This is a genomic window from Kumtagia sp., assembly GCF_059502445.1.
In genome coordinates this window covers 1-16,394 of sequence record NZ_JCACER010000099.1, presented here as the reverse complement: position 1 = coordinate 16,394, position 16,394 = coordinate 1, and the positions used below count along the sequence as shown (strand labels likewise).

Genomic DNA, 16,394 nt, shown 5'->3' with positions numbered 1-16,394 from the left:
CCCTACTGCCCTACTGCCCTACTGCCCTACTGCCCTACTGCCCTACTGCCCTACACAGTCCAAAAATACCGCACGATGTGAAAGAACACCGGCGCGGCGAAGACCAGGCTGTCGGCGCGGTCGAGCATGCCGCCATGGCCTTCGATCATGTGGCCCCAGTCCTTCACGCCCTGGTCGCGCTTGATCGCCGAGGCGACCAGCCCGCCGAGAAAGCCCATCAGGCAGACGGCGAAGGCGACGACCGCCGCCTGCAGCGCCGTGAACGGCGTGAGGAAGGACAGTCCGGCGCCGAGCAGGCATGCGGACGCCACTCCCCCGACCAGGCCTTCCCAGGTCTTCGACGGCGACACCCCCGGGGCCACGCTGCGGCGGCCGAGCAGCTTTCCGAAGACATATTGCAGCACGTCGCTGCCTTGCACGGTGATGATCAGGAAGGCCACGAGCAGGAGGTGGCGTCCCTCGAAGCCCGGGATCTCCAGCGTCAGCAGCGCCGGCACGTGGCTGACGCAGTAGACCGCCAGCATCACTGCCCATTGCTGGGCGGCCACCCGTTCGAGGAAACGCTCGGTATCGCCCTGCAGCGCGGTCACTGCGGGCATCAGCAGGAAGCAGTATACCGGGATGAAGATGGTGAAGAGGCCGTACCAGGCGGTCCATACCAGCCAGTACTGGAACGGTATGATCGCCAGGAACATGGCGAGCAGCACCCAGTGGTCGCCGCGGCGGGTGTGCGTCAGCGTCACGAACTCGCGCAGCGCCGCAAACGAGATCAGCGCGAACAGCACGGTCATGCCGGTCATGCCGAAGATGAAGGCGACGCCGATCAGCGCCACCATAACCCACCAGGCCTGAATACGCTGGTTGAGATTGACGAGCACGGGGCTGGCCGGGTCGCCCGAGCGCCAGGCGAGCAGCGCCGAGACGAGGCTCGCGGCCACGAGCACGCCGCCCAGGCCGAGAAAGAGCAGGGTGGTCTCGCGCATCATCTCCTGTCCCCCCGCCGGTGCGGTCTCAGCGCAAGCAGCGCGGCGTGCGCGCGGTTGAGGAAATCCAAACGATCCTCGCCGTCGCCGATCGCGATCGGCGGCCCGAAGACGACGCGGCAGAGCAGCGGCACGGGCAGGAACTGGCCTTTCGGCAGCACGCGCGACATGTTCTCGATCCAGCACGGCACCAGCTCGACCCGCGGCCGCGCCACGGCCAGATTGTAGAGGCCGGAGCGGAAGCGCAGCAGCGGTTCGTCCTCCGTCATGTTGCGCGTGCCCTCGGGAAAGAGGATCAGCGAATAGCCCTGGTCGAGCACGCCGAGCATGGCGTTGATCGGATTGTCCGCCGGTTCCTTCCAGTCGCGACGGATGAGCACGGACGACAGCATGTCCTCGGCGATGAAGCGGCGCAGACGCGACTTGCCCCAGTAGTCGGCCGCGGCCACCGCGCGGGTGCGCTGGCGCTCCTGTTCAGGCAGGCAGGCGGACAGCAGGATGAAGTCGCCGTGGCTGGCATGGTTGGCGAAATAGATGCGCTGGCGTTCCGACGACGCGCTGCCGATCCAGATCGGCCTGACCCCGGTGATCGCCCGCGCCAGCGCCGACAGGCCGATTGAACTCGTCCGGCGCAACTGGCGGGAGAGGAAGCTTCGCAACCCGTTCATGGTCTTCTGCCGTGTGGAGACGATTGTCACGCAGTCGGCCGCAGGCCGGCGCGGACGCGGTTGACGATGGTGGCGAGCGACAGCAGCGCCAGGACCGGGAACACGTAGGGCGCTATCGCGGCAGTCCGCAGGTCGGCGGCGAGCAACACGGCGAGCAGCCCGAGCGCGAAAGCGCGGTCGCTCTTGCCGAACGGCCCGGCATAGTTGCGGCCGATTCCGGCGGGGATGCCGAGCACGCCGGCGAATTCGACGACCACCGCCGCGACGGCGAAGGCGACGACGCCCCAGGCGGGGAAGGCCGGGACGGCGGCGAAGCACAGGATCAGGGCGAGATCCGATGCGACGTCGCATAACTCGTTGAGGTACATGCCGAAGGTCGAAGCCTGGCCGTGCTCGCGCGCCAGCATGCCGTCGACGGCGTTCAGCGCCATGCGCAGAAACAGGGCCAACGGGATGAGCAGGAAGATTTCGCGCCCCTGCGGGAACGCCACGACCATCGCGGCGGCGGCGAACGACAGCAGCGCGGCCGCGACGGTCACCTGATTGGCCGTCACGCCGGCCCTGGCCAGCCGCCTCACCAGCGGCCGCAGCCTCGCCTGGAAAGCCGGCTTCAGCGTGTAGAGCGTCGCCATTGCCTGATGATCCCTTGACTTGAACCCCGTTCACGTTATCTCTGCCATAACTCTGAACGGCGTTCAAGAATTATTTGAACGCTGTTCATGGGGTGGATGAAGGAAGAGCGATTGACGGGTAAGACCCAGCAGCGACGCGAAAGGCTGCGCCAGGCGCTGATCGAGGCGGCCGAGCGCAGGATCGCGCAAACCGGCTATCGCTCGCTGACGGCTCGCGACATGGCGGCGGAGGCGGGCTGCGCGGTGGGCGCCATCTACAACATCTTCGCCGACATGGATGCGCTGGCGGCGGCCGTCAACTCGCGCACCGCCGAGCGGCTGGAAGCAGCGGTCACCGGGGCGCTTGCGGCGGAGGCCGGCGGCTATCCCAAGCGCCAGCTCGTCCAGCTCGGCCGCACCTATCTCGCCTTCGTCATCGACAACCCGCTGCTGTGGTCGGCGATCTTCGAGCTCGGCGCGCGTGCCGGCCCCGACTTCGCGGCGCGCCGGGAGGCGGAGAACGCCCGGCTGATCGGCCACGTCGTCAGGCCGCTCCGGCTGCTCCTGCCGGCCGAGACGGAGGAGCGCCTGGCGCTGGTGGCGCGCGCCCTGTTCGCGGCCGTGCACGGCATCGTCAGCCTCGGGCAGCAGCGGCGCTTCCTCGGCGTGCCGCCCTCGGAAGTCGCGGCGCAGATCACCTTCATCGTCGAGGCCTTCTGCGACGGCGTCGCGGCGCATCGCGATATTGCGCCGCACAAGGAGTGAACCGCCTCCAAACGTGGCACAATCTGCCTTAAACGCTGGCATACAGCCTTGCATTTGTGCATTGCAACCATGCAAAGGCATCCATTCAAATTCGAAGGGCGGTCTCTTATCTCACCGTCGTAACGAGAACATCGGCACGCAAGAAAAAAGAGAGACCAACCATGAACATCATCCGCAACTACCGCAACTGGCGCCGCTATCGCGACACCGTCAACGAGCTGAGCCGCCTTTCCAATCGCGAGCTCGCCGACCTCGGCATCAGCCGCGCCGACATCACCGTGGTGGCCGCCAAGGGCCGCCAGTAAACATCGGTTTTCGCTGCGGTTTTCTCCTCCCAGCCGCGGCGACAAGGACCGGCATTCGTTCCCCTCCTCCTCCCCCAGAATGCCGGTTTTCTCGAGCCCGTCGGTTCCCACCGACGGGCTTTTTTCTTGTCGGCATCGCTGAAAAGGGGATGAATTTCCTGCGTGCCGGAGTCGCGGCGCGCAATCGTCCAGCAAAATCAACGGTCTGCCTCCGGAAACCGGCCTGCGAGGCGCGGAATTTGCGCACAACCGCTGAAACCGGCTCTTCCCGGGGCATTTTGCTTGCCAAGAGCGCGAAGCCGGCGCCGGATGGCTGCTGGCCGGAGCGTCGCCCAGCGACGCTAGTCGTCGTTGGAGGCGTCGAGCTCCTCGGGGCGCTTGCCGGTGTCGCCGGCACCGCCGAGGCCGGCCGCCTCCCGCAGTGCAGCATTGATGCGCTCCTGCCAGCCCGGCCCGTCCGCCTGGAAATGGTCGAGCACGTCGCGCTCGAGCCGCAGCGTCACCGTTTCGCGGGCGGCGCTGCGGATGGGCGCTTGCGCCTGCACGGCCGGTGCCGGTTTTCGCTTGAAGACTGCCTCCGCCGCGGCGAGAGGGTCGCCGGGCCGCCGGGTCCGCGTTGCCATGATCATTCTCCGTGTTGCCTGCATTTTCCGCCATTCCAACCGTAACGTCGCTTCCAGTCAAACGCACGGGTTCTTGCGAGGTTTCCGTGGGGGCCGGCCGGTGCGGCGATCGGCCGGCTGGCGCAACGGTCCCGCGGCGGATAGGCGAGGCATAGGGCAGGGATCGGCGGCCGGGCAGCGCAAGCGTCCATCGTCCCGATCCCTGCCGGACAGCAGCGGCGGTGTGCCCGGAGCCTTTTGCAGATGACCGACACTGCCGACCGCATCCTGATTCTGCTCGCCGGCCTGGCGGGCGCGCTGGGCGTCGCCCTGTCGGCCGCCGCGGCACATCGGGGCGGAGCGAACCTGCAGACCGCCGCGACCTTCCTGCTGGTGCATGCCCCGGCGCTGATCGGGCTGTCGCTGCTGGCTTTCAGGACTGCGCGCCTGGGCGGCTACGTGCTGGCCGTCGCCCTGGTGCTGTTCTGCGGCGACCTGGCTGCCCGCGACTTTCTCGGCGAGCGGCTGTTCGCCTACGCCGCACCGGCCGGCGGCACGCTGCTGGTCGCCGGCTGGGTTCTGGTGGCGGTGTCGGCGCTTTTGCGACGCTGAGGCTGAGCCGGCTTTTTATACCCCCAAGGTTCCGACCCGCATTTGCCTGTGACGAGGCCCCCCTCTCCGGCCCTTCGGGCCACCTCTCCCCCACTTTCGTGGGGGCGAGGAACCGCCGCCGCGATTGCAAACCCGAACCCATGCTCATAATATGAGCGCTCATCAGCGCCGTATGACCAGCGGCGGGACGAACCTGGGAGGAAAACCATGACCGTTCACACGGCCGCGGCCGCCATCGACGTTTCGGCCGACATCGCCACGCTGACGGCGGACGGCATCGTCGGCAGGAAAGGCGCCTTCAGCCGCGACTTCGCCGAGGCGATGCGCGAGGACATGATGACGGCGTTCTGGAAGGCGATCCAGCGCCCGGGCGGTGCGGTCGGGCGTGGGCCGCGCCGCTGGTATGTGGAAATCCACCCGCAGGAGTTTTCCGGCTTCGTCGAACTGACCACCCATCCCTGGGTGGTGGCGATGTGCGAGGCGGCGCTCGGGCCAGACTACAAAATCGTCGAGATCGGCTTCGACACGCCGTTCCAGGGGGCGAAGAACCAGCCCTGGCACCGCGACTTCCCTTCGCCTGAAGACACCTATCGCGACCGCCGCATCACCTCGCTCGCCTTCAACCTGACCGGCGTCGACGTCACCGAGGACATGGGGCCGTTCGAGGTGGCGCCGGGCACGCAGTATGTCGACGGCCGCGGCTGGAAGCACGAAATGTTCCCGCCCGAGGAGATTTGGGGCCAGTTTTCGGCAAAAGGCGTGAAGAAATACCCGAAAATGGGCGACATCTCCTGCCGTTCGGCGCTGACCGTGCATCGCGGCACGGCGCATCCCTCGCCGATCGCCCGGCCGGTGATGGTGCTCGGCGTCGACGCGCCGGGTGCGGGCCACGACAAGCTGCACGACCTGATGGTGACGCAGGATTATTACGACGCATTGCCGGCAAGGGTGCGCGAGCATCTGGTCTGCCGCGTGGTCGAGGAACTCGTGCCGGTGACGCAGAAGCACGACATCGAGGGGCTGGTGATGGGGGTGGAATAGGATTGGAACGCCGCATGCGCCGGCTTGGGTCAGCGGAAATCGGCGGCGGTCAGGGTGTAGGAGGGGCGGCGGCCATGGGTATAGGCCTTGCGGGCGACCTCATGGATCGAACTGCGGGCCGCGTCGAAGGCGGCGAGACAATCGGCTTCGCCCGGCCCGGTCCTGCCCGGCGCTCGAAGCGGTCCCGCGAGCGCGCCGGCCTCAATGAAGAACGGCACTTCGAACATGCCGTCATGGCCGATGAAGCGGACCGCGTTCCTCGTCTCGTCGAAGCTGCGGCTCGGATTGGGAAAGCCCAGGGTCATGACCGCGCCGCTCCGATCTCGCCGGACATCCGGGCATACCCTTCGACCCGCTGCCTGCGGCGGTGCTCGTTGCGAAGGTTGAGAGACGTCATGCCCGTGGTGGCGGCGGACCGGCTGAGGCCGGTCATCGAACCGCCGCCGATGTCGGCCGGGACGCCCGTGAAGACGTGATAGATGCTCCAGGTGCCGTCCGCTTCGACCCGGCGACCATAATGATGATCCATGGAATCGTCGCCGGAGGTTCCGCCTTCATTTTCCCAGATGTCGATTGCCAGCGCGTGCCGTCCGTTGTCGGTTCCATTGTCAAGAACGTGCATGATGGTGGCCTTTCTTCAAAAACTGGCGGCGTCGAGCCTGCCTGAATAGATCTCGTTGCCGTCGATATCGGCGATCGACACGGCATCTGGCCGCTGCGGCATGCTGAGCGTGCGCGACAGAGAGCGCGCGATCCTGATCGCGCCCTCGACATCGGCCGCCTCGTCCATTTCGCGCCCGAGGATCGCGCGAGCGTCGTCCTGCCAGCGAGTGCGGTAGAACTCGATCACGATCTTCATCGGCGCGCCCGCCCTCCGCGGTGTGGCGGCTCAGCCCTTTGTCTTGCCGCGGATCCCGTTGGCGTTCGCGGCGAGCTTGATCTGGTTGCCGAACGTGTTTTCCGCTTTCGGCGGCGCCTTTTCCTGCTTCGGTTTGCGGATCTCGCGGTTGCCGCGCTTTTGTTCCTTAGCCATCGCCGAACGTCCTTTCGATGAGGTTTGCTCCGTCCGACGACGTGTCCGCCGGCTGCAGGCTGTCTTCCGTCGTCACCCGTTCGTGACGCTCGCCGTCGCTATGAATGCGGTATTGCGGTGCGTTTCCGCTCGGCGGGAGCGTCGCGGTGATGCGATAGATTTCCGAATCCTTCGGAAAGCTCCCAAAGTCGTTCCTCAGCCGGACGGTTTGCCCGACCGCGAAACGATGGGACGCGGCCTCATGCCGGATCGGCCGCGCGGTACGCCGGGTCGTGGCGGTCATGATCCTGTCCGATCCTGTGCCAGTGCGGCATCGAGGAAGGCCGGGTCGAGCGGCACGAGATGCCGCGTCGAAGCCCGGCTCGCGATCGCCGGCAGGTGGATGAAGGCGGCTACGCGCCGCCATGCGATCCGCGAGTTGCCGTCGATGACTTCCTCGTCATGGTCGACGAGATAGTCTCCGGGCGGTTGCGGCGCGTCGAAACCCGGCAGCGAGAATGCCGACGGGAAATGGACAACCGTCTGCGTGGTACGAGCGTTCATGGTCGGCAGTCCTCCGCAGGACCGCGCGGAGGCGCATCCTGCATCGCTCCAATCCGAACCGGAACCATGCCGCCAGTACATCCGTGGTCGGCGCGCGTTCCAAGGTTCGAACGGAGCGGCATGCGGCGCCAGGATCGGCGCTGCAATTCGCTTTCGAGAATTCGGTAGTCAGTGGCGGGTCTGAGGTCTCTGACACCGCGAGAGCCAAGGCGGCCAAATCAACGAACTCCATACATAGGCGAAAGCGTCGATTAAAACAAGGAAAAATCCCGTATAGAGCGGCGCACAGACGTAATGAAAAAATAAAAATCCGAGAATTTTGTGCGATAAGAGGCGTGTCATCCTCTCGTCTGGATGTAGTTTTTCTCCGACCTTCTCGAATTGTTTTTTTAGGATTTTGGGTTTTTCAAGAAAATTTCAGTAATCCTATCATTCAAGCGCAAAAGGCGCTATGGAGAGAAGCGGTCGCCCTATGCGCCGGCTGCGGAAAGAATCCTCATCGGAATTCCGGCGACTCCACGACCGCATCGTCATTCGACGCGCGCGCAAGGCGTGGGCGTAACCTGTCATCGATCCCGACGCCCGAATGCCTGCCGGCAACAGCCAAAGCGGGCAGGGCCGGGATATCACCACAACGGAGCAGTTCCATGGCCATGCAGAGCAGCAGCAAGACATCGCTCGCCCAGCGTTGGGAAGACTACAAGCCGTCGAAATCGGCCCTCGTATGGGCTTGCGCCGCCACTGCGGTTGCCACGATGATCGTCGGATTCACCTGGGGCGGCTGGGTTACCGGCGGCACGTCGCGCATGGCGGCCACTGCGGCCGGGGATGTCGCCCGCGGGGACCTGGCGTCGGTCGTGTGTGCCGAGCGCTTCAAGGCCGCTCCGGCTTCGGCGGCGCGCCTCGTCGAACTCAACGCCATCACCGATACCTACAAGAGACGGCAGTTCGTCGAAGCCGGCGGCTGGGCGACGATGCCGGGACAGACATCGCCCGACAGGCGCGGCGCCGAAGGCTGTGCCGTGGCGCTCGCGACCTGAGCCCGGAATGCCGTTGCGAGCGGATTGAGCCGCGGACATTTCCCAAGGAGCCACATCCAATGATCTCTTATAAAAAGACGGTCGAAGCGCCGCCCTTGTCCAAGGAACCCGAAGACCAGGGCTCTGAGCAGATCCAGGACGCCGCTGTGGAGCGAAACCGCAAGGCCGATACCGACGGCACGCGCCGTCGCGCCCGGCAAACGGCGGCGGACAACAAGCTTATCTGATCGCCGTTCTGCCCTGTCGTCAAACGACGGGGAGGCCGGCCGCCGGCGGCGCATGTCGAGACGAGATGCGTTCCGCCGAGCCGTGCCGCGCCGGGTTCGAGGACGAATTCACCGCCCCAGCAGGTTCCGCGCCACCGTGCCGAGATGCGCCAGCATGGCGGTCCGCGCCGCTTCGGGGTCGCGGCGCAGCAGCGCGTCGACGATCTTTTCGTGCTCGTCGCAATAGGCGAGGCGGCGTTCTTCCGAGAAGGAGCGTTTCTTCATCTCGAACCAGGGCGACTGGTTGCGCAACAGTCGCATGAGATTGTGCAACTCCTTCAAGAACTCGTTGCGCGAGCAGGCGAAGATGCGGTGGTGGAATTCCGCGTCCCAATGCTCGAAGCCGGGCATGTCGGTGGCCTCGCAGGCGGTGCGGTAGGCGTCGCGCACGGCGTTCAGCTCGCCAATGGTGGCGTTGGTGGCGGCGAAGGCGGCGGCGGCGGGCTCCAGCAGGTGGCGCACCTCCATCATGTCGGCCGGGCTGGTGCCCTCCATGCGCGCCACCACGGCGGCCAGCGAATTGGGGTCGGGCGCGGCGAGGAAGGTGCCGCGGCCGACCTGGCGCACCACCGTGCCGTCCTCCTCCAAAAGGCCGACGGCGCGGCGCACCGTGTTGCGCGCCACCTTGAACTCGCCGGCGAGATCGCGCTCCGGCGGCATGCGGCCGCTCTCCCACTCGCCGTCGGAAATCCGCTTCTTCAGCGCCAATGCGATGTCGCCGGCAACCAGCTTCGGCATCGGGAGCCTCTTATCTGAACCGATAGTGGACCAATTTAACCGGCTTCGGAGCGCCGGTCCACAAGGATTCGGCAGATGGAGCGGCCGTTTGCGAGAAAATCAGCCGCATTGGTAAGGGGGAGGCTTGCGAAAGGAACCAATCGACGCTAGCCTGATCAAAATAGCCTGCAATTGGTTCACTAAAGGCTCAAATAGATCGGTCGGGAGGAGTATCGGTGCGGGTAGCCACGTTTTCGATCGCCGGCGAGCGCCGGGTCGGCCTCGTCGATGTTGGCGGCGCCAGCGTCGCGCCGTTCGACCTGCCGGTCGAGCGCGCCGAGGCCGGCGTGCTGGCGCTGATCGATCTCAACGGCGCCGGCCCGCCGCGCACGCTGTCGCCGATCCCGCTCGCCCAGGTGACGCTGGAGGCGCCGATCCCGAAACCGCGCCGCAACATCTTCTGCGTCGGCAAGAACTATCACGAGCATGCGCACGAATTCGCCAGAAGCGGCTTCGATTCGAGTGCTTCGGCCGGCGCGGTGCCGCAGAACCCGATCATCTTCTCGAAAGTGCCGGAAAGCGTGATCGCGACGCGGGCAGCCGTGGTGATCGACCCGGCGGTGTCGGCGGCGATCGACTACGAGGCCGAGCTTGCCGTCATCATCGGCAAGGAGGGGCGGGGGATTTCGCGGGAGCGGGCGTTCGACCATGTGTGGGGCTACACCATCGTCAACGACGTGACGGCGCGCGACCTGCAGGGAAAATACAGCCAGTGGCTGATCGGCAAGTCGCAGGACACGTTCTGCCCGATGGGGCCGTGGGCGGTGACCCGGGACGAGATCGACCTGGAGCGGACCGGCATACGCTGCTTCGTCAACGGCGAGCTCAGGCAGGATTCGCGGCTGCCGCTGCTGATCTTCGACATCCCGACCATCATCGCGACGCTGTCGCAGGGCATCACGCTGAAGCCCGGCGACATCATCGCCACCGGCACGCCGGCCGGCGTCGGCATCGGCTTCTCGCCGCCGAAATATCTCAAGGCCGGCGACACGGTGCGGGTCGAGATCGACGGCATCGGCGTCTTGGAGAATTTCGTGACGGAGCGGGCGCAATGACGACGGTTTCGGTCGGTCCGGCCGTCGCCGAGGTTTTTGGCGAAGGCTTTCCGGTGGTGATGATCCACGGGCTGGGCGGCACGTCGAACATGTTCGAGCCGCAGATGCGGGCGCTTTCCGGCTGCCGGGTGGTGCGGGTCGACCTGCCGGGATCGGGGCGCTCGCCGCGGCCGGTCGAGCCGCTGACGATCGAAGGCATGGCGCAGGCGGTGCTGAGGGTGATGGAGGCGACCGGCGTCGGGAAGGCGCATGTGGTCGGCCATTCGATGGGCACGATCGTGGCGCAGCAGATCGCCGCCGAGAGGCCGGAGCAGGTGGCCTCGCTCACGCTGTTCGGCGCGCTGGCGGAGCCGACGGAGGCGACGCGCAACGGGCTGCAGGGGCGGGCGAGGCTGGCGCGGTCCGGCGGGATGTCGGACATCGCCGACCAGATCGTGGCGAATGCGATATCGGCGCATACGCGCGAGCATTCTGCGGCGGCGGCGGCCTTCGTGCGGGAATCGATCACGCGGCAGGACGCGGAATCCTATGCGCTGAGCTGCGAGGCGCTGGCCAGGGCGCAGGCTGTGGACGCCAGGCGCATCAAGGCGCCGGCGCTGCTCGTCACCGGCGATGCCGACACGGTGAACCCGCCGGGCGTGGCGCAGGCGCTTGCCGACAAGATCAAGGGGGCCGTATTCTCCTCGCTCGACCGCTGCGGCCACTGGGCCACGGTGGAGGCGCCGGGCGAATGCGGCCGCAGGCTGGCCGATTTTATCAGGCGGTTCGGGTGAGGATCGAGCCTTGAGGAAACTGCCCGGCATCATACCCCCACCCCTGACCCCTCCCCTCAAGGGGGAGGGGAACTCCGCCGCTGCCGTTTGGGCCGAAAATGTCGAGGTTCGGCGCGAGACGGCGGTGCCGCAAAATCCCCCTCCCCCTTGAGGGGGAGGGGTCAGGGGTGGGGGTATGATGCCGGGCCGATGAGGGCGGCGCGACTGTAGACGCGACGAATCTGGCGCAGCCATCGGGAGGAAGACATGGCGGACGACTGGAACAATGGCTGGAGCGGCAACGGCTCCGCCAGCACGCTTTTCACCAATGTGCGCATCCTCGACGCGACGGGGGAGTATCCCTACACCGGCGAGGTGCTGGTGCAGGGCAACCGCATCAAGCAGATCACCCGCGGCTCGTCGCGTTTCGGCTCGTCGTCGGGCTATGGCGGGGCGGGCGGCGCCACGGTGATCGACGGCATGGGCGCCACGCTGATGCCGGGCTTGATCGACGCGCATCTGCATCTCTCCTGGAACAACGCGCCCGGCATCGACCCGATCCAGATGATGGAGCTGGAAGAGCACATGCTGGTCACCATGGAGATGGCCAAGCTGGTGCTGGATGCCGGTTTTACCGCCGGGCGCGGGGCCGCCGCCGCAAAGCCGCGGCTCGATGTGGTGGCGAAGAAATTCATCAACCAGGGGCGGTTCCCCGGGCCGCGCTACCTCGCCGCCGGGCCGGAGATCACCACGGTGGGCGGGCTGGGCGACGCCGCGCCCTCGCATATCCCGCATGAGGGGCTGAACCTCGGTCTTGTCGTGTCGGGGCCGGAGGAGATCAGGCGCACGGTGCGCCAGCTCATCAAATACGGCGTCGATTCGATCAAGCTGAACCTCTCCGGCGAGGCGCTGACCGGCATGGGCGCGGAAGAGACGCCGATGTCGGAGGAGGAGGTGGCGATGGCCGCTTCCGAGGCGCGCTGCCGCAACAAGGTGCTGTCGGCACATGCCCGCTCCTCCGGATCGGTCAAGCAGTGCATCCGCCACGGCATCCAGAACATCTACCACGCCTCCTTCGCCGACGAGGAGGCGCTCGACATGCTGGAGGCGGCGAAGGACCGGCATTTCGTGGCCCCCGGCATCGCCTGGCTGATCAACACGGCGCGCTATGCCGAGCCGTGGGGCATCAAGCCCGGATCGCCGGTGGCGATGGAATATGAGCGCGAGCTGGAGATGTGCGTCGAGACGATGAAGAAGATGCACCGGCGCGGCATCAGGATCTGCATCGGCGGCGATTACGGCTTCGCCTGGACGCCGCAGGGCACCAACGCCAAGGACATCGAGACCTTCGTCACCATGCTCGGCTTCTCGCCGATGGAGGCGATTTTGGCGGCGACCAAATATGGCGGCGAGATCATGGGCATGAGCGACGAACTCGGCATGGTCAAGGAAGGTTATCTCGCCGACCTGCTGCTGGTCGACGGCGACCCGATCGCCGACGTGCGCATCCTTCAGGACAGGAACCGGATTCTTGCGATCATGAAGGACGGAAAATTCCACCGCGCGCCGAAGATGAACGAGGCGCGGCGCAGGCTGACGGCGTAGGTGGTCGACTCGATGGCCGCACTCCGTCGCACCCCCCTCTGTCCTGCCGGACATCTCCCCCTCAAGGGGGGAGATTGGCCGGCCGCTTTGGGTTCGCCAATCGCCATTGCAGGGCAAGCGATAGCGGTGAAGCTGCCAATCTCCCCCTTTGAGGGGGAGATGTTCGGCAGGACAGAGGGGGGCGGGACGGAGTGCGGCCGGGGACAGTTTACTTTCTTTCGGCAGAAAGGCCGCGGCAGTTCAGACGTCGCGCGGGCCGAAAAAAGTAAACTGTCCCCCAGTTCCTTGAGGCTCCTCGCATGAGCCTCTTCGAGCAACCACGCACCTCGGTGGAGGGCGGCATCACGCGCAGGCAGGCGTGGGGCTTCTTCTGGCTGATCGTCGCGGCCGTCGTCGCCTGGATGATCTTCGCCGTCTGGCCGGCCTGGCTGAACGCGGTGCTGATCTCCAAGAAGGCGTTCGTCAGCGCGGTGCTCAACGGGTTGACGCTGGCGGGACTGTATTTCCTGGTGGCGAGCGGCTTCACGCTGGTGTTCGGGCTGATGCGCAACGTCAACCTGGCGCACGGATCGCTCTACCTGCTCGGCGCCTATATCGGCTACGAAGTCGGGGCGCGCACCGGCTCATGGCTGCTCGGCGTGGCGGCCGGCTTCGTCGTGCTGGCGGCGGTCGGCGTCGCCATGCAGGTGCTGGTGTTCCGCAGGCTGGAGGGCGACGATCTCCGCCAGACGCTGGTGACCATCGGCATCTCGATCGTCGCGGCCGATTTGATGCTCGCCGTGTGGGGCGGGCAGACCTACCAGCTGGCGACGCCGGCCTGGCTGGACGGCGCGGTGACGCTGCCGATCATCACCGCCGTGCGGTCGAACGGCGCGTCGGTGTTCCTTACCTATCCGTTCTACCGCATCGTCGTGCTCGTCGCCGCGGTGGTCATCGGCGTCGGCCTGTGGCTGATGCTCAACCGCACCCGCGTCGGCATGATGATCCGCGCCGGGGTGGACGACCGCGCCATGCTGTCGGCATCGGGCGTCAACGTGCATGCCGTGTTCGCCATCGTCTTCGCGGTCGGCGCCGGGCTGGCGGGTTTCGCCGGCGTGGTCGGCGGCTCGGCGCTGTCGGTGGCGCCGGGCGAGGACGTGCGCTACCTGCTGGCGTCGCTGGTGGTCGTGATCGTCGGAGGCATGGGCTCGATCACCGGGGCGGCCATCGGCGCGCTGCTGATCGGGCTCGCCGAGCAGATCGGGCTGGTCTACTTCCCGACCTACGGCGTGGTGCTGACCTTCGTCATCATGGTGGTGACGCTGGCGATCCGGCCGCAGGGCATCATGGGGAAGGCGCGATGACCGCCGTCGTCTCCGCCCCCGGCGCCCCGGCGCGGCCGACGGTGATCGACCGGATCGGCGCCGCGCAGATCCCGCTGGCTGCCGTCCTGCTGCTCTATCCCGCTTTCGCCTCCGACTTCTTCCTCACCCAGATCGGCGGCTACTCGCTGATCTTCGGCATGATCGGCCTGTCTCTGATGGTGCTGGCCGGCTATGGCGGCATGGTCAGCCTGGCGCAGATCACGGTCGCCGGCGTCGCCGGCTACGCGGTGGCCATCCTCGGGCTCAACAATTCGGGGGTGCACGGCTTCGGCTGGCCGTGGTGGATCGTCGTGCCCTTCGCCGTCCTGCTCGCCGCGACGACATCGGCGCTGATCGGCTGGATCGCGGTCAGGACCGAGGGCATCTACACGATCATGATCACGCTGGCGATCGCCACGGCGGCCTTCTATTTCGCCCAGCAGAACTACACCATCTTCAACGGCTTTCCAGGTTTCAACGGCCTGCGCGCGCCGGAATTCTGGGGCGTCAACTGGCGCGATCCGGTGCCGTTCTACTATCTCTGCCTGGGGTGCGCAGCGCTCGCCTATGCGGCGGTGCTCTACTGCTCGCGCTCGACCTTCGGCCTGACGCTGCAGGCGATCCGCGACAACCCGCGGCGCATGCGCGCCATCGGCTACCACGTCACCGCGCACAAGGTGTTCGCCTGGTTCCTGGCGGGTCTGATCGCCGGGCTGGCGGGCGTGCTGCTGATCTGGTTCAACGGCCGCGTCTCGCCGGGCACGATCAACGTGGCGGCCGCCATCAACGTGCTGGTGATCGCGGTGATCGGCGGGCTGAAGCATCCGGTCGGACCGTTCCTCGGCGCGGTGGTGGTGGTGCTGATGCAGACCTTCGCCATCGACATCGTCGGGGCCGAGCGCTTCAACACGCTGATCGGGCTGGTTTTCCTGGCGATCGTCTTCGTCTCGCCGGACGGCCTGCTCGGGCTCTGGAGCCGTCTCAAGCCGCATCTGGCGCAGCAGCCGCTGCGCTCCGGGCCGTGAGGTCCAAATCGTCGACATCCATGGTCAACAAGGGAGGAAAAACCATGAAACTTCACAGACGCAGCCTGCTTGCACTGGCGCTGGCGACGGGGCTGACGGCGCCGTCGCTGGCACTCGCCCAGGACGACACGATCAAGATCGGCCTGCTCGCCACCTTCGAGGGGCCGTTCACGGTGCTCGGCGAGGACGGCGAGCGCGGTGCCATGACGGCGGTCGAGGAACTCGGCGGCACCGCCGGCGGCAAGAAGATCGAGATCGTAAAAGGCTCGTCCGACGCCTCGCCCGACAGCGCGGTGCGGGCGGCGCGAAAACTGGTCGAGCAGGACGGCGTGAAGGTGCTGGTCGGGCCGCTGTCGGGCGACGAGGGCATCGCGGTCAAGGACTATGCCAAGACGCAGCCCGGCGTGACCTTCCTGAACGGCGCCTCGGCGGCGCAGGACACCACCTTCCGCGACCCGGCGGAAAATTTCTTCCGCTTCGGCACCGACGGCGCGCAGTGGATGGCCGGGCTCGGCACCTATGCCTTCAACGACAAGGGCTACAAGACCGTGGCGGTCGTGGCGGAGGACTATTCCTTCCCCTACACGCAGGTGTTCGGCTTCATGGCCGAGTTCTGCAAGGCCGGCGGCAAGGTGCCGTCGAAGTCCTGGGTGCCGATCGGCAACAAGGACTATTCCTCGGTCATCGCGGCGCTGCCGGACGACGTCGACGCCATCTATGTGGCGCTGGGCGGCGCCGACGCCGTCAACTTCCTGACGCAGTACCAGCAGTCCGGCGGTTCGGCGCCGCTGGTGGGCGGCTCGATCACCGTCGACCAGACGGTGCTGACCTCGCAGGGCAAGACCCGCGAGGTGCTGATCGGCACGCCGGCCGCCGGCCCGACGGCGGACACCAACGACGCGCCGGCCTGGCTTGCCTTCACCGAGGCCTACAAGAAGCAGCCCAACGCCTTCCCGTCGCCGTCGCTGTTCGCGCATGCCTACTACATCAACATGAAGGCGGCGATCCTCGGCCTGAACGAGGTGAACGGCGACGTATCGGACGGCGGCGCGAAGCTGCGCGAGGCGCTGGCGAAGCTCTCCTTCGACACGCCGACCGGAAAGGTGTCGCTCGACAAGAACCGCAATGCGATCGCCGACATCTACCTGACCGAAGTGGTCGAGGGGCCGGACGGCAATCTGCTCAACAAGCTGATCAAGGTGGTGCCGCAGGTCAACCAGACGCTCGGCATTCCCGAGGAGGAGTTCAAGGCGCTGGGCGCGGTCAGCCGCGATAATCCGAGCTGCGAGTGAGCGATTAGCTTAGAAAATGATCGTGGCGCTCCTTCGCACCCCCCTCTGTCCTGCCGGACATCTCCCCCGCAAGGGG

At 66.5% G+C, this 16,394-nt stretch carries 23 protein-coding genes; 12 read left to right on the top strand and 11 right to left on the bottom strand.

Annotated features, from left to right (window positions below; all coding sequences use genetic code 11):
- Nucleotides 1–50 precede the first annotated feature (50 nt).
- The 3 genes from AC5JDC_RS25810 to AC5JDC_RS25800 are packed head-to-tail and all read right to left on the bottom strand — an operon-like array spanning nt 51 to nt 2,283.
- Nucleotides 51–983 (bottom strand): phosphatidate cytidylyltransferase, encoded by a 933-nt coding sequence (locus tag AC5JDC_RS25810; protein WP_495845896.1) that lies wholly within the window; start codon nt 981–983, stop codon nt 51–53.
- The gene (locus AC5JDC_RS25805) at nt 983–1,651 is read right to left on the bottom strand and encodes a lysophospholipid acyltransferase family protein (RefSeq protein WP_495845894.1); all 669 of its coding nucleotides are present in this window, start codon (nt 1,649–1,651) and stop codon (nt 983–985) included. The genes AC5JDC_RS25810 and AC5JDC_RS25805 overlap by 1 nt, the downstream gene beginning before the upstream one ends.
- Before the next feature lie 26 nt (nt 1,652–1,677).
- Nucleotides 1,678–2,283 (bottom strand): CDP-alcohol phosphatidyltransferase family protein, encoded by a 606-nt coding sequence (locus tag AC5JDC_RS25800; RefSeq protein ID WP_495845892.1) that lies wholly within the window; start codon nt 2,281–2,283, stop codon nt 1,678–1,680.
- Between the two features lie 111 nt (nt 2,284–2,394).
- Here AC5JDC_RS25800 and AC5JDC_RS25795 point away from each other — a divergent pair, with 111 nt between their 5' ends.
- Together AC5JDC_RS25795 and AC5JDC_RS25790 are read left to right on the top strand one after the other, a co-directional pair.
- Nucleotides 2,395–3,027, top strand: a complete 633-nt coding sequence (locus AC5JDC_RS25795) for a TetR/AcrR family transcriptional regulator (RefSeq protein WP_495845890.1) — start codon at nt 2,395–2,397, stop codon at nt 3,025–3,027.
- 161 nt (nt 3,028–3,188) lie between these two features.
- Nucleotides 3,189–3,332 (top strand): DUF1127 domain-containing protein, encoded by a 144-nt coding sequence (locus tag AC5JDC_RS25790; RefSeq protein WP_106773951.1) that lies wholly within the window; start codon nt 3,189–3,191, stop codon nt 3,330–3,332.
- 341 nt (nt 3,333–3,673) lie between these two features.
- Here the strand turns inward: AC5JDC_RS25790 and AC5JDC_RS25785 are convergent, their stop codons facing one another.
- Nucleotides 3,674–3,955: a BrnA antitoxin family protein gene (locus AC5JDC_RS25785; RefSeq protein WP_495845888.1), complete on the bottom strand. Its 282-nt coding sequence runs from the start codon at nt 3,953–3,955 to the stop codon at nt 3,674–3,676.
- A gap of 243 nt (nt 3,956–4,198) precedes the next feature.
- On the opposite strand from AC5JDC_RS25785, the gene AC5JDC_RS25780 reads away from it, so the two are divergent.
- Complete coding sequence (locus AC5JDC_RS25780) at nt 4,199–4,546, top strand: DUF423 domain-containing protein (protein ID WP_495845886.1); 348 nt, start codon at nt 4,199–4,201, stop codon at nt 4,544–4,546.
- Nucleotides 4,547–4,753: 207 nt separating this feature from the next.
- Nucleotides 4,754–5,587, top strand: coding sequence for a phytanoyl-CoA dioxygenase family protein (locus AC5JDC_RS25775; protein ID WP_495845884.1), 834 nt, complete (start codon nt 4,754–4,756; stop codon nt 5,585–5,587).
- 29 nt (nt 5,588–5,616) lie between these two features.
- Here the strand turns inward: AC5JDC_RS25775 and AC5JDC_RS25770 are convergent, their stop codons facing one another.
- The 6 genes from AC5JDC_RS25770 to AC5JDC_RS25745 are packed head-to-tail and all read right to left on the bottom strand — an operon-like array spanning nt 5,617 to nt 7,163.
- On the bottom strand, nt 5,617–5,892 hold the full coding sequence (locus tag AC5JDC_RS25770; RefSeq protein ID WP_495845882.1) for a DUF1488 family protein: 276 nt from the start codon (nt 5,890–5,892) through the stop codon (nt 5,617–5,619).
- Nucleotides 5,889–6,209 carry a hypothetical protein gene (locus AC5JDC_RS25765; RefSeq protein WP_495845880.1) on the bottom strand — a complete coding sequence of 107 codons (321 nt, stop codon included), beginning with the start codon at nt 6,207–6,209 and terminating at the stop codon, nt 5,889–5,891. Before AC5JDC_RS25765 ends, AC5JDC_RS25770 begins: the two co-directional genes overlap by 4 nt.
- A 15-nt stretch (nt 6,210–6,224) precedes the next feature.
- On the bottom strand, nt 6,225–6,446 hold the full coding sequence (locus AC5JDC_RS25760; protein ID WP_106773946.1) for a hypothetical protein: 222 nt from the start codon (nt 6,444–6,446) through the stop codon (nt 6,225–6,227).
- 30 nt (nt 6,447–6,476) lie between these two features.
- Nucleotides 6,477–6,620 (bottom strand): hypothetical protein, encoded by a 144-nt coding sequence (locus AC5JDC_RS25755; RefSeq protein WP_495845878.1) that lies wholly within the window; start codon nt 6,618–6,620, stop codon nt 6,477–6,479.
- Nucleotides 6,613–6,903, bottom strand: a complete 291-nt coding sequence (locus tag AC5JDC_RS25750; RefSeq protein WP_495845876.1) for a hypothetical protein — start codon at nt 6,901–6,903, stop codon at nt 6,613–6,615. Before AC5JDC_RS25750 ends, AC5JDC_RS25755 begins: the two co-directional genes overlap by 8 nt.
- Nucleotides 6,900–7,163, bottom strand: coding sequence for a hypothetical protein (locus AC5JDC_RS25745; protein ID WP_495845874.1), 264 nt, complete (start codon nt 7,161–7,163; stop codon nt 6,900–6,902). The genes AC5JDC_RS25750 and AC5JDC_RS25745 overlap by 4 nt, the downstream gene beginning before the upstream one ends.
- A gap of 647 nt (nt 7,164–7,810) precedes the next feature.
- On the opposite strand from AC5JDC_RS25745, the gene AC5JDC_RS25740 reads away from it, so the two are divergent.
- On the top strand, nt 7,811–8,203 hold the full coding sequence (locus AC5JDC_RS25740; RefSeq protein WP_495845872.1) for a hypothetical protein: 393 nt from the start codon (nt 7,811–7,813) through the stop codon (nt 8,201–8,203).
- Nucleotides 8,204–8,262: 59 nt separating this feature from the next.
- Nucleotides 8,263–8,430, top strand: a complete 168-nt coding sequence (locus AC5JDC_RS25735) for a hypothetical protein (protein ID WP_165816142.1) — start codon at nt 8,263–8,265, stop codon at nt 8,428–8,430.
- A gap of 108 nt (nt 8,431–8,538) precedes the next feature.
- Here the strand turns inward: AC5JDC_RS25735 and AC5JDC_RS25730 are convergent, their stop codons facing one another.
- The gene (locus AC5JDC_RS25730; protein WP_495845870.1) at nt 8,539–9,207 is read right to left on the bottom strand and encodes a FadR/GntR family transcriptional regulator; all 669 of its coding nucleotides are present in this window, start codon (nt 9,205–9,207) and stop codon (nt 8,539–8,541) included.
- A 215-nt stretch (nt 9,208–9,422) separates the two neighbouring features.
- Here AC5JDC_RS25730 and AC5JDC_RS25725 point away from each other — a divergent pair, with 215 nt between their 5' ends.
- From AC5JDC_RS25725 to AC5JDC_RS25700, 6 genes are all read left to right on the top strand, one after another.
- Nucleotides 9,423–10,301 carry a fumarylacetoacetate hydrolase family protein gene (locus tag AC5JDC_RS25725; protein ID WP_495845868.1) on the top strand — a complete coding sequence of 293 codons (879 nt, stop codon included), beginning with the start codon at nt 9,423–9,425 and terminating at the stop codon, nt 10,299–10,301.
- A complete protein-coding gene (locus AC5JDC_RS25720) occupies nt 10,298–11,074 on the top strand; it encodes an alpha/beta fold hydrolase (RefSeq protein WP_495845866.1) in 777 nt (258 codons plus the stop codon). Before AC5JDC_RS25725 ends, AC5JDC_RS25720 begins: the two co-directional genes overlap by 4 nt.
- Before the next feature lie 246 nt (nt 11,075–11,320).
- The gene (locus tag AC5JDC_RS25715; RefSeq protein WP_495845864.1) at nt 11,321–12,658 is read left to right on the top strand and encodes a metal-dependent hydrolase family protein; all 1,338 of its coding nucleotides are present in this window, start codon (nt 11,321–11,323) and stop codon (nt 12,656–12,658) included.
- Between the two features lie 299 nt (nt 12,659–12,957).
- Nucleotides 12,958–14,001: a branched-chain amino acid ABC transporter permease gene (locus AC5JDC_RS25710; protein WP_495845862.1), complete on the top strand. Its 1,044-nt coding sequence runs from the start codon at nt 12,958–12,960 to the stop codon at nt 13,999–14,001.
- On the top strand, nt 13,998–15,026 hold the full coding sequence (locus AC5JDC_RS25705; RefSeq protein WP_495845860.1) for a branched-chain amino acid ABC transporter permease: 1,029 nt from the start codon (nt 13,998–14,000) through the stop codon (nt 15,024–15,026). Before AC5JDC_RS25710 ends, AC5JDC_RS25705 begins: the two co-directional genes overlap by 4 nt.
- Before the next feature lie 44 nt (nt 15,027–15,070).
- Nucleotides 15,071–16,318, top strand: a complete 1,248-nt coding sequence (locus AC5JDC_RS25700) for an ABC transporter substrate-binding protein (protein WP_495845858.1) — start codon at nt 15,071–15,073, stop codon at nt 16,316–16,318.
- Nucleotides 16,319–16,394: the final 76 nt, after the last annotated feature.

Bases quoted from the DNA above. Each gene is read 5' to 3' on its own strand.
- AC5JDC_RS25765 (WP_495845880.1), bottom strand. From the start codon at position 6,209: ATGCACGTTCTTGACAATGGAACCGACAACGGACGGCACGCGCTGGCA.
- AC5JDC_RS25750 (WP_495845876.1), bottom strand. From the start codon at position 6,903: ATGACCGCCACGACCCGGCGTACCGCGCGGCCGATCCGGCATGAGGCC.
- AC5JDC_RS25790 (WP_106773951.1), top strand. From the start codon at position 3,189: ATGAACATCATCCGCAACTACCGCAACTGGCGCCGCTATCGCGACACC.
- AC5JDC_RS25710 (WP_495845862.1), top strand. From the start codon at position 12,958: ATGAGCCTCTTCGAGCAACCACGCACCTCGGTGGAGGGCGGCATCACG.
- AC5JDC_RS25810 (WP_495845896.1), bottom strand. From the start codon at position 983: ATGCGCGAGACCACCCTGCTCTTTCTCGGCCTGGGCGGCGTGCTCGTG.
- AC5JDC_RS25805 (WP_495845894.1), bottom strand. From the start codon at position 1,651: ATGAACGGGTTGCGAAGCTTCCTCTCCCGCCAGTTGCGCCGGACGAGT.
- AC5JDC_RS25780 (WP_495845886.1), top strand. From the start codon at position 4,199: ATGACCGACACTGCCGACCGCATCCTGATTCTGCTCGCCGGCCTGGCG.
- AC5JDC_RS25785 (WP_495845888.1), bottom strand. From the start codon at position 3,955: ATGGCAACGCGGACCCGGCGGCCCGGCGACCCTCTCGCCGCGGCGGAG.
- AC5JDC_RS25770 (WP_495845882.1), bottom strand. From the start codon at position 5,892: ATGACCCTGGGCTTTCCCAATCCGAGCCGCAGCTTCGACGAGACGAGG.
- AC5JDC_RS25800 (WP_495845892.1), bottom strand. From the start codon at position 2,283: ATGGCGACGCTCTACACGCTGAAGCCGGCTTTCCAGGCGAGGCTGCGG.
- AC5JDC_RS25720 (WP_495845866.1), top strand. From the start codon at position 10,298: ATGACGACGGTTTCGGTCGGTCCGGCCGTCGCCGAGGTTTTTGGCGAA.
- AC5JDC_RS25730 (WP_495845870.1), bottom strand. From the start codon at position 9,207: ATGCCGAAGCTGGTTGCCGGCGACATCGCATTGGCGCTGAAGAAGCGG.
- AC5JDC_RS25775 (WP_495845884.1), top strand. From the start codon at position 4,754: ATGACCGTTCACACGGCCGCGGCCGCCATCGACGTTTCGGCCGACATC.
- AC5JDC_RS25715 (WP_495845864.1), top strand. From the start codon at position 11,321: ATGGCGGACGACTGGAACAATGGCTGGAGCGGCAACGGCTCCGCCAGC.
- AC5JDC_RS25740 (WP_495845872.1), top strand. From the start codon at position 7,811: ATGGCCATGCAGAGCAGCAGCAAGACATCGCTCGCCCAGCGTTGGGAA.
- AC5JDC_RS25700 (WP_495845858.1), top strand. From the start codon at position 15,071: ATGAAACTTCACAGACGCAGCCTGCTTGCACTGGCGCTGGCGACGGGG.
- AC5JDC_RS25745 (WP_495845874.1), bottom strand. From the start codon at position 7,163: ATGAACGCTCGTACCACGCAGACGGTTGTCCATTTCCCGTCGGCATTC.
- AC5JDC_RS25735 (WP_165816142.1), top strand. From the start codon at position 8,263: ATGATCTCTTATAAAAAGACGGTCGAAGCGCCGCCCTTGTCCAAGGAA.
- AC5JDC_RS25705 (WP_495845860.1), top strand. From the start codon at position 13,998: ATGACCGCCGTCGTCTCCGCCCCCGGCGCCCCGGCGCGGCCGACGGTG.
- AC5JDC_RS25755 (WP_495845878.1), bottom strand. From the start codon at position 6,620: ATGGCTAAGGAACAAAAGCGCGGCAACCGCGAGATCCGCAAACCGAAG.
- AC5JDC_RS25760 (WP_106773946.1), bottom strand. From the start codon at position 6,446: ATGAAGATCGTGATCGAGTTCTACCGCACTCGCTGGCAGGACGACGCT.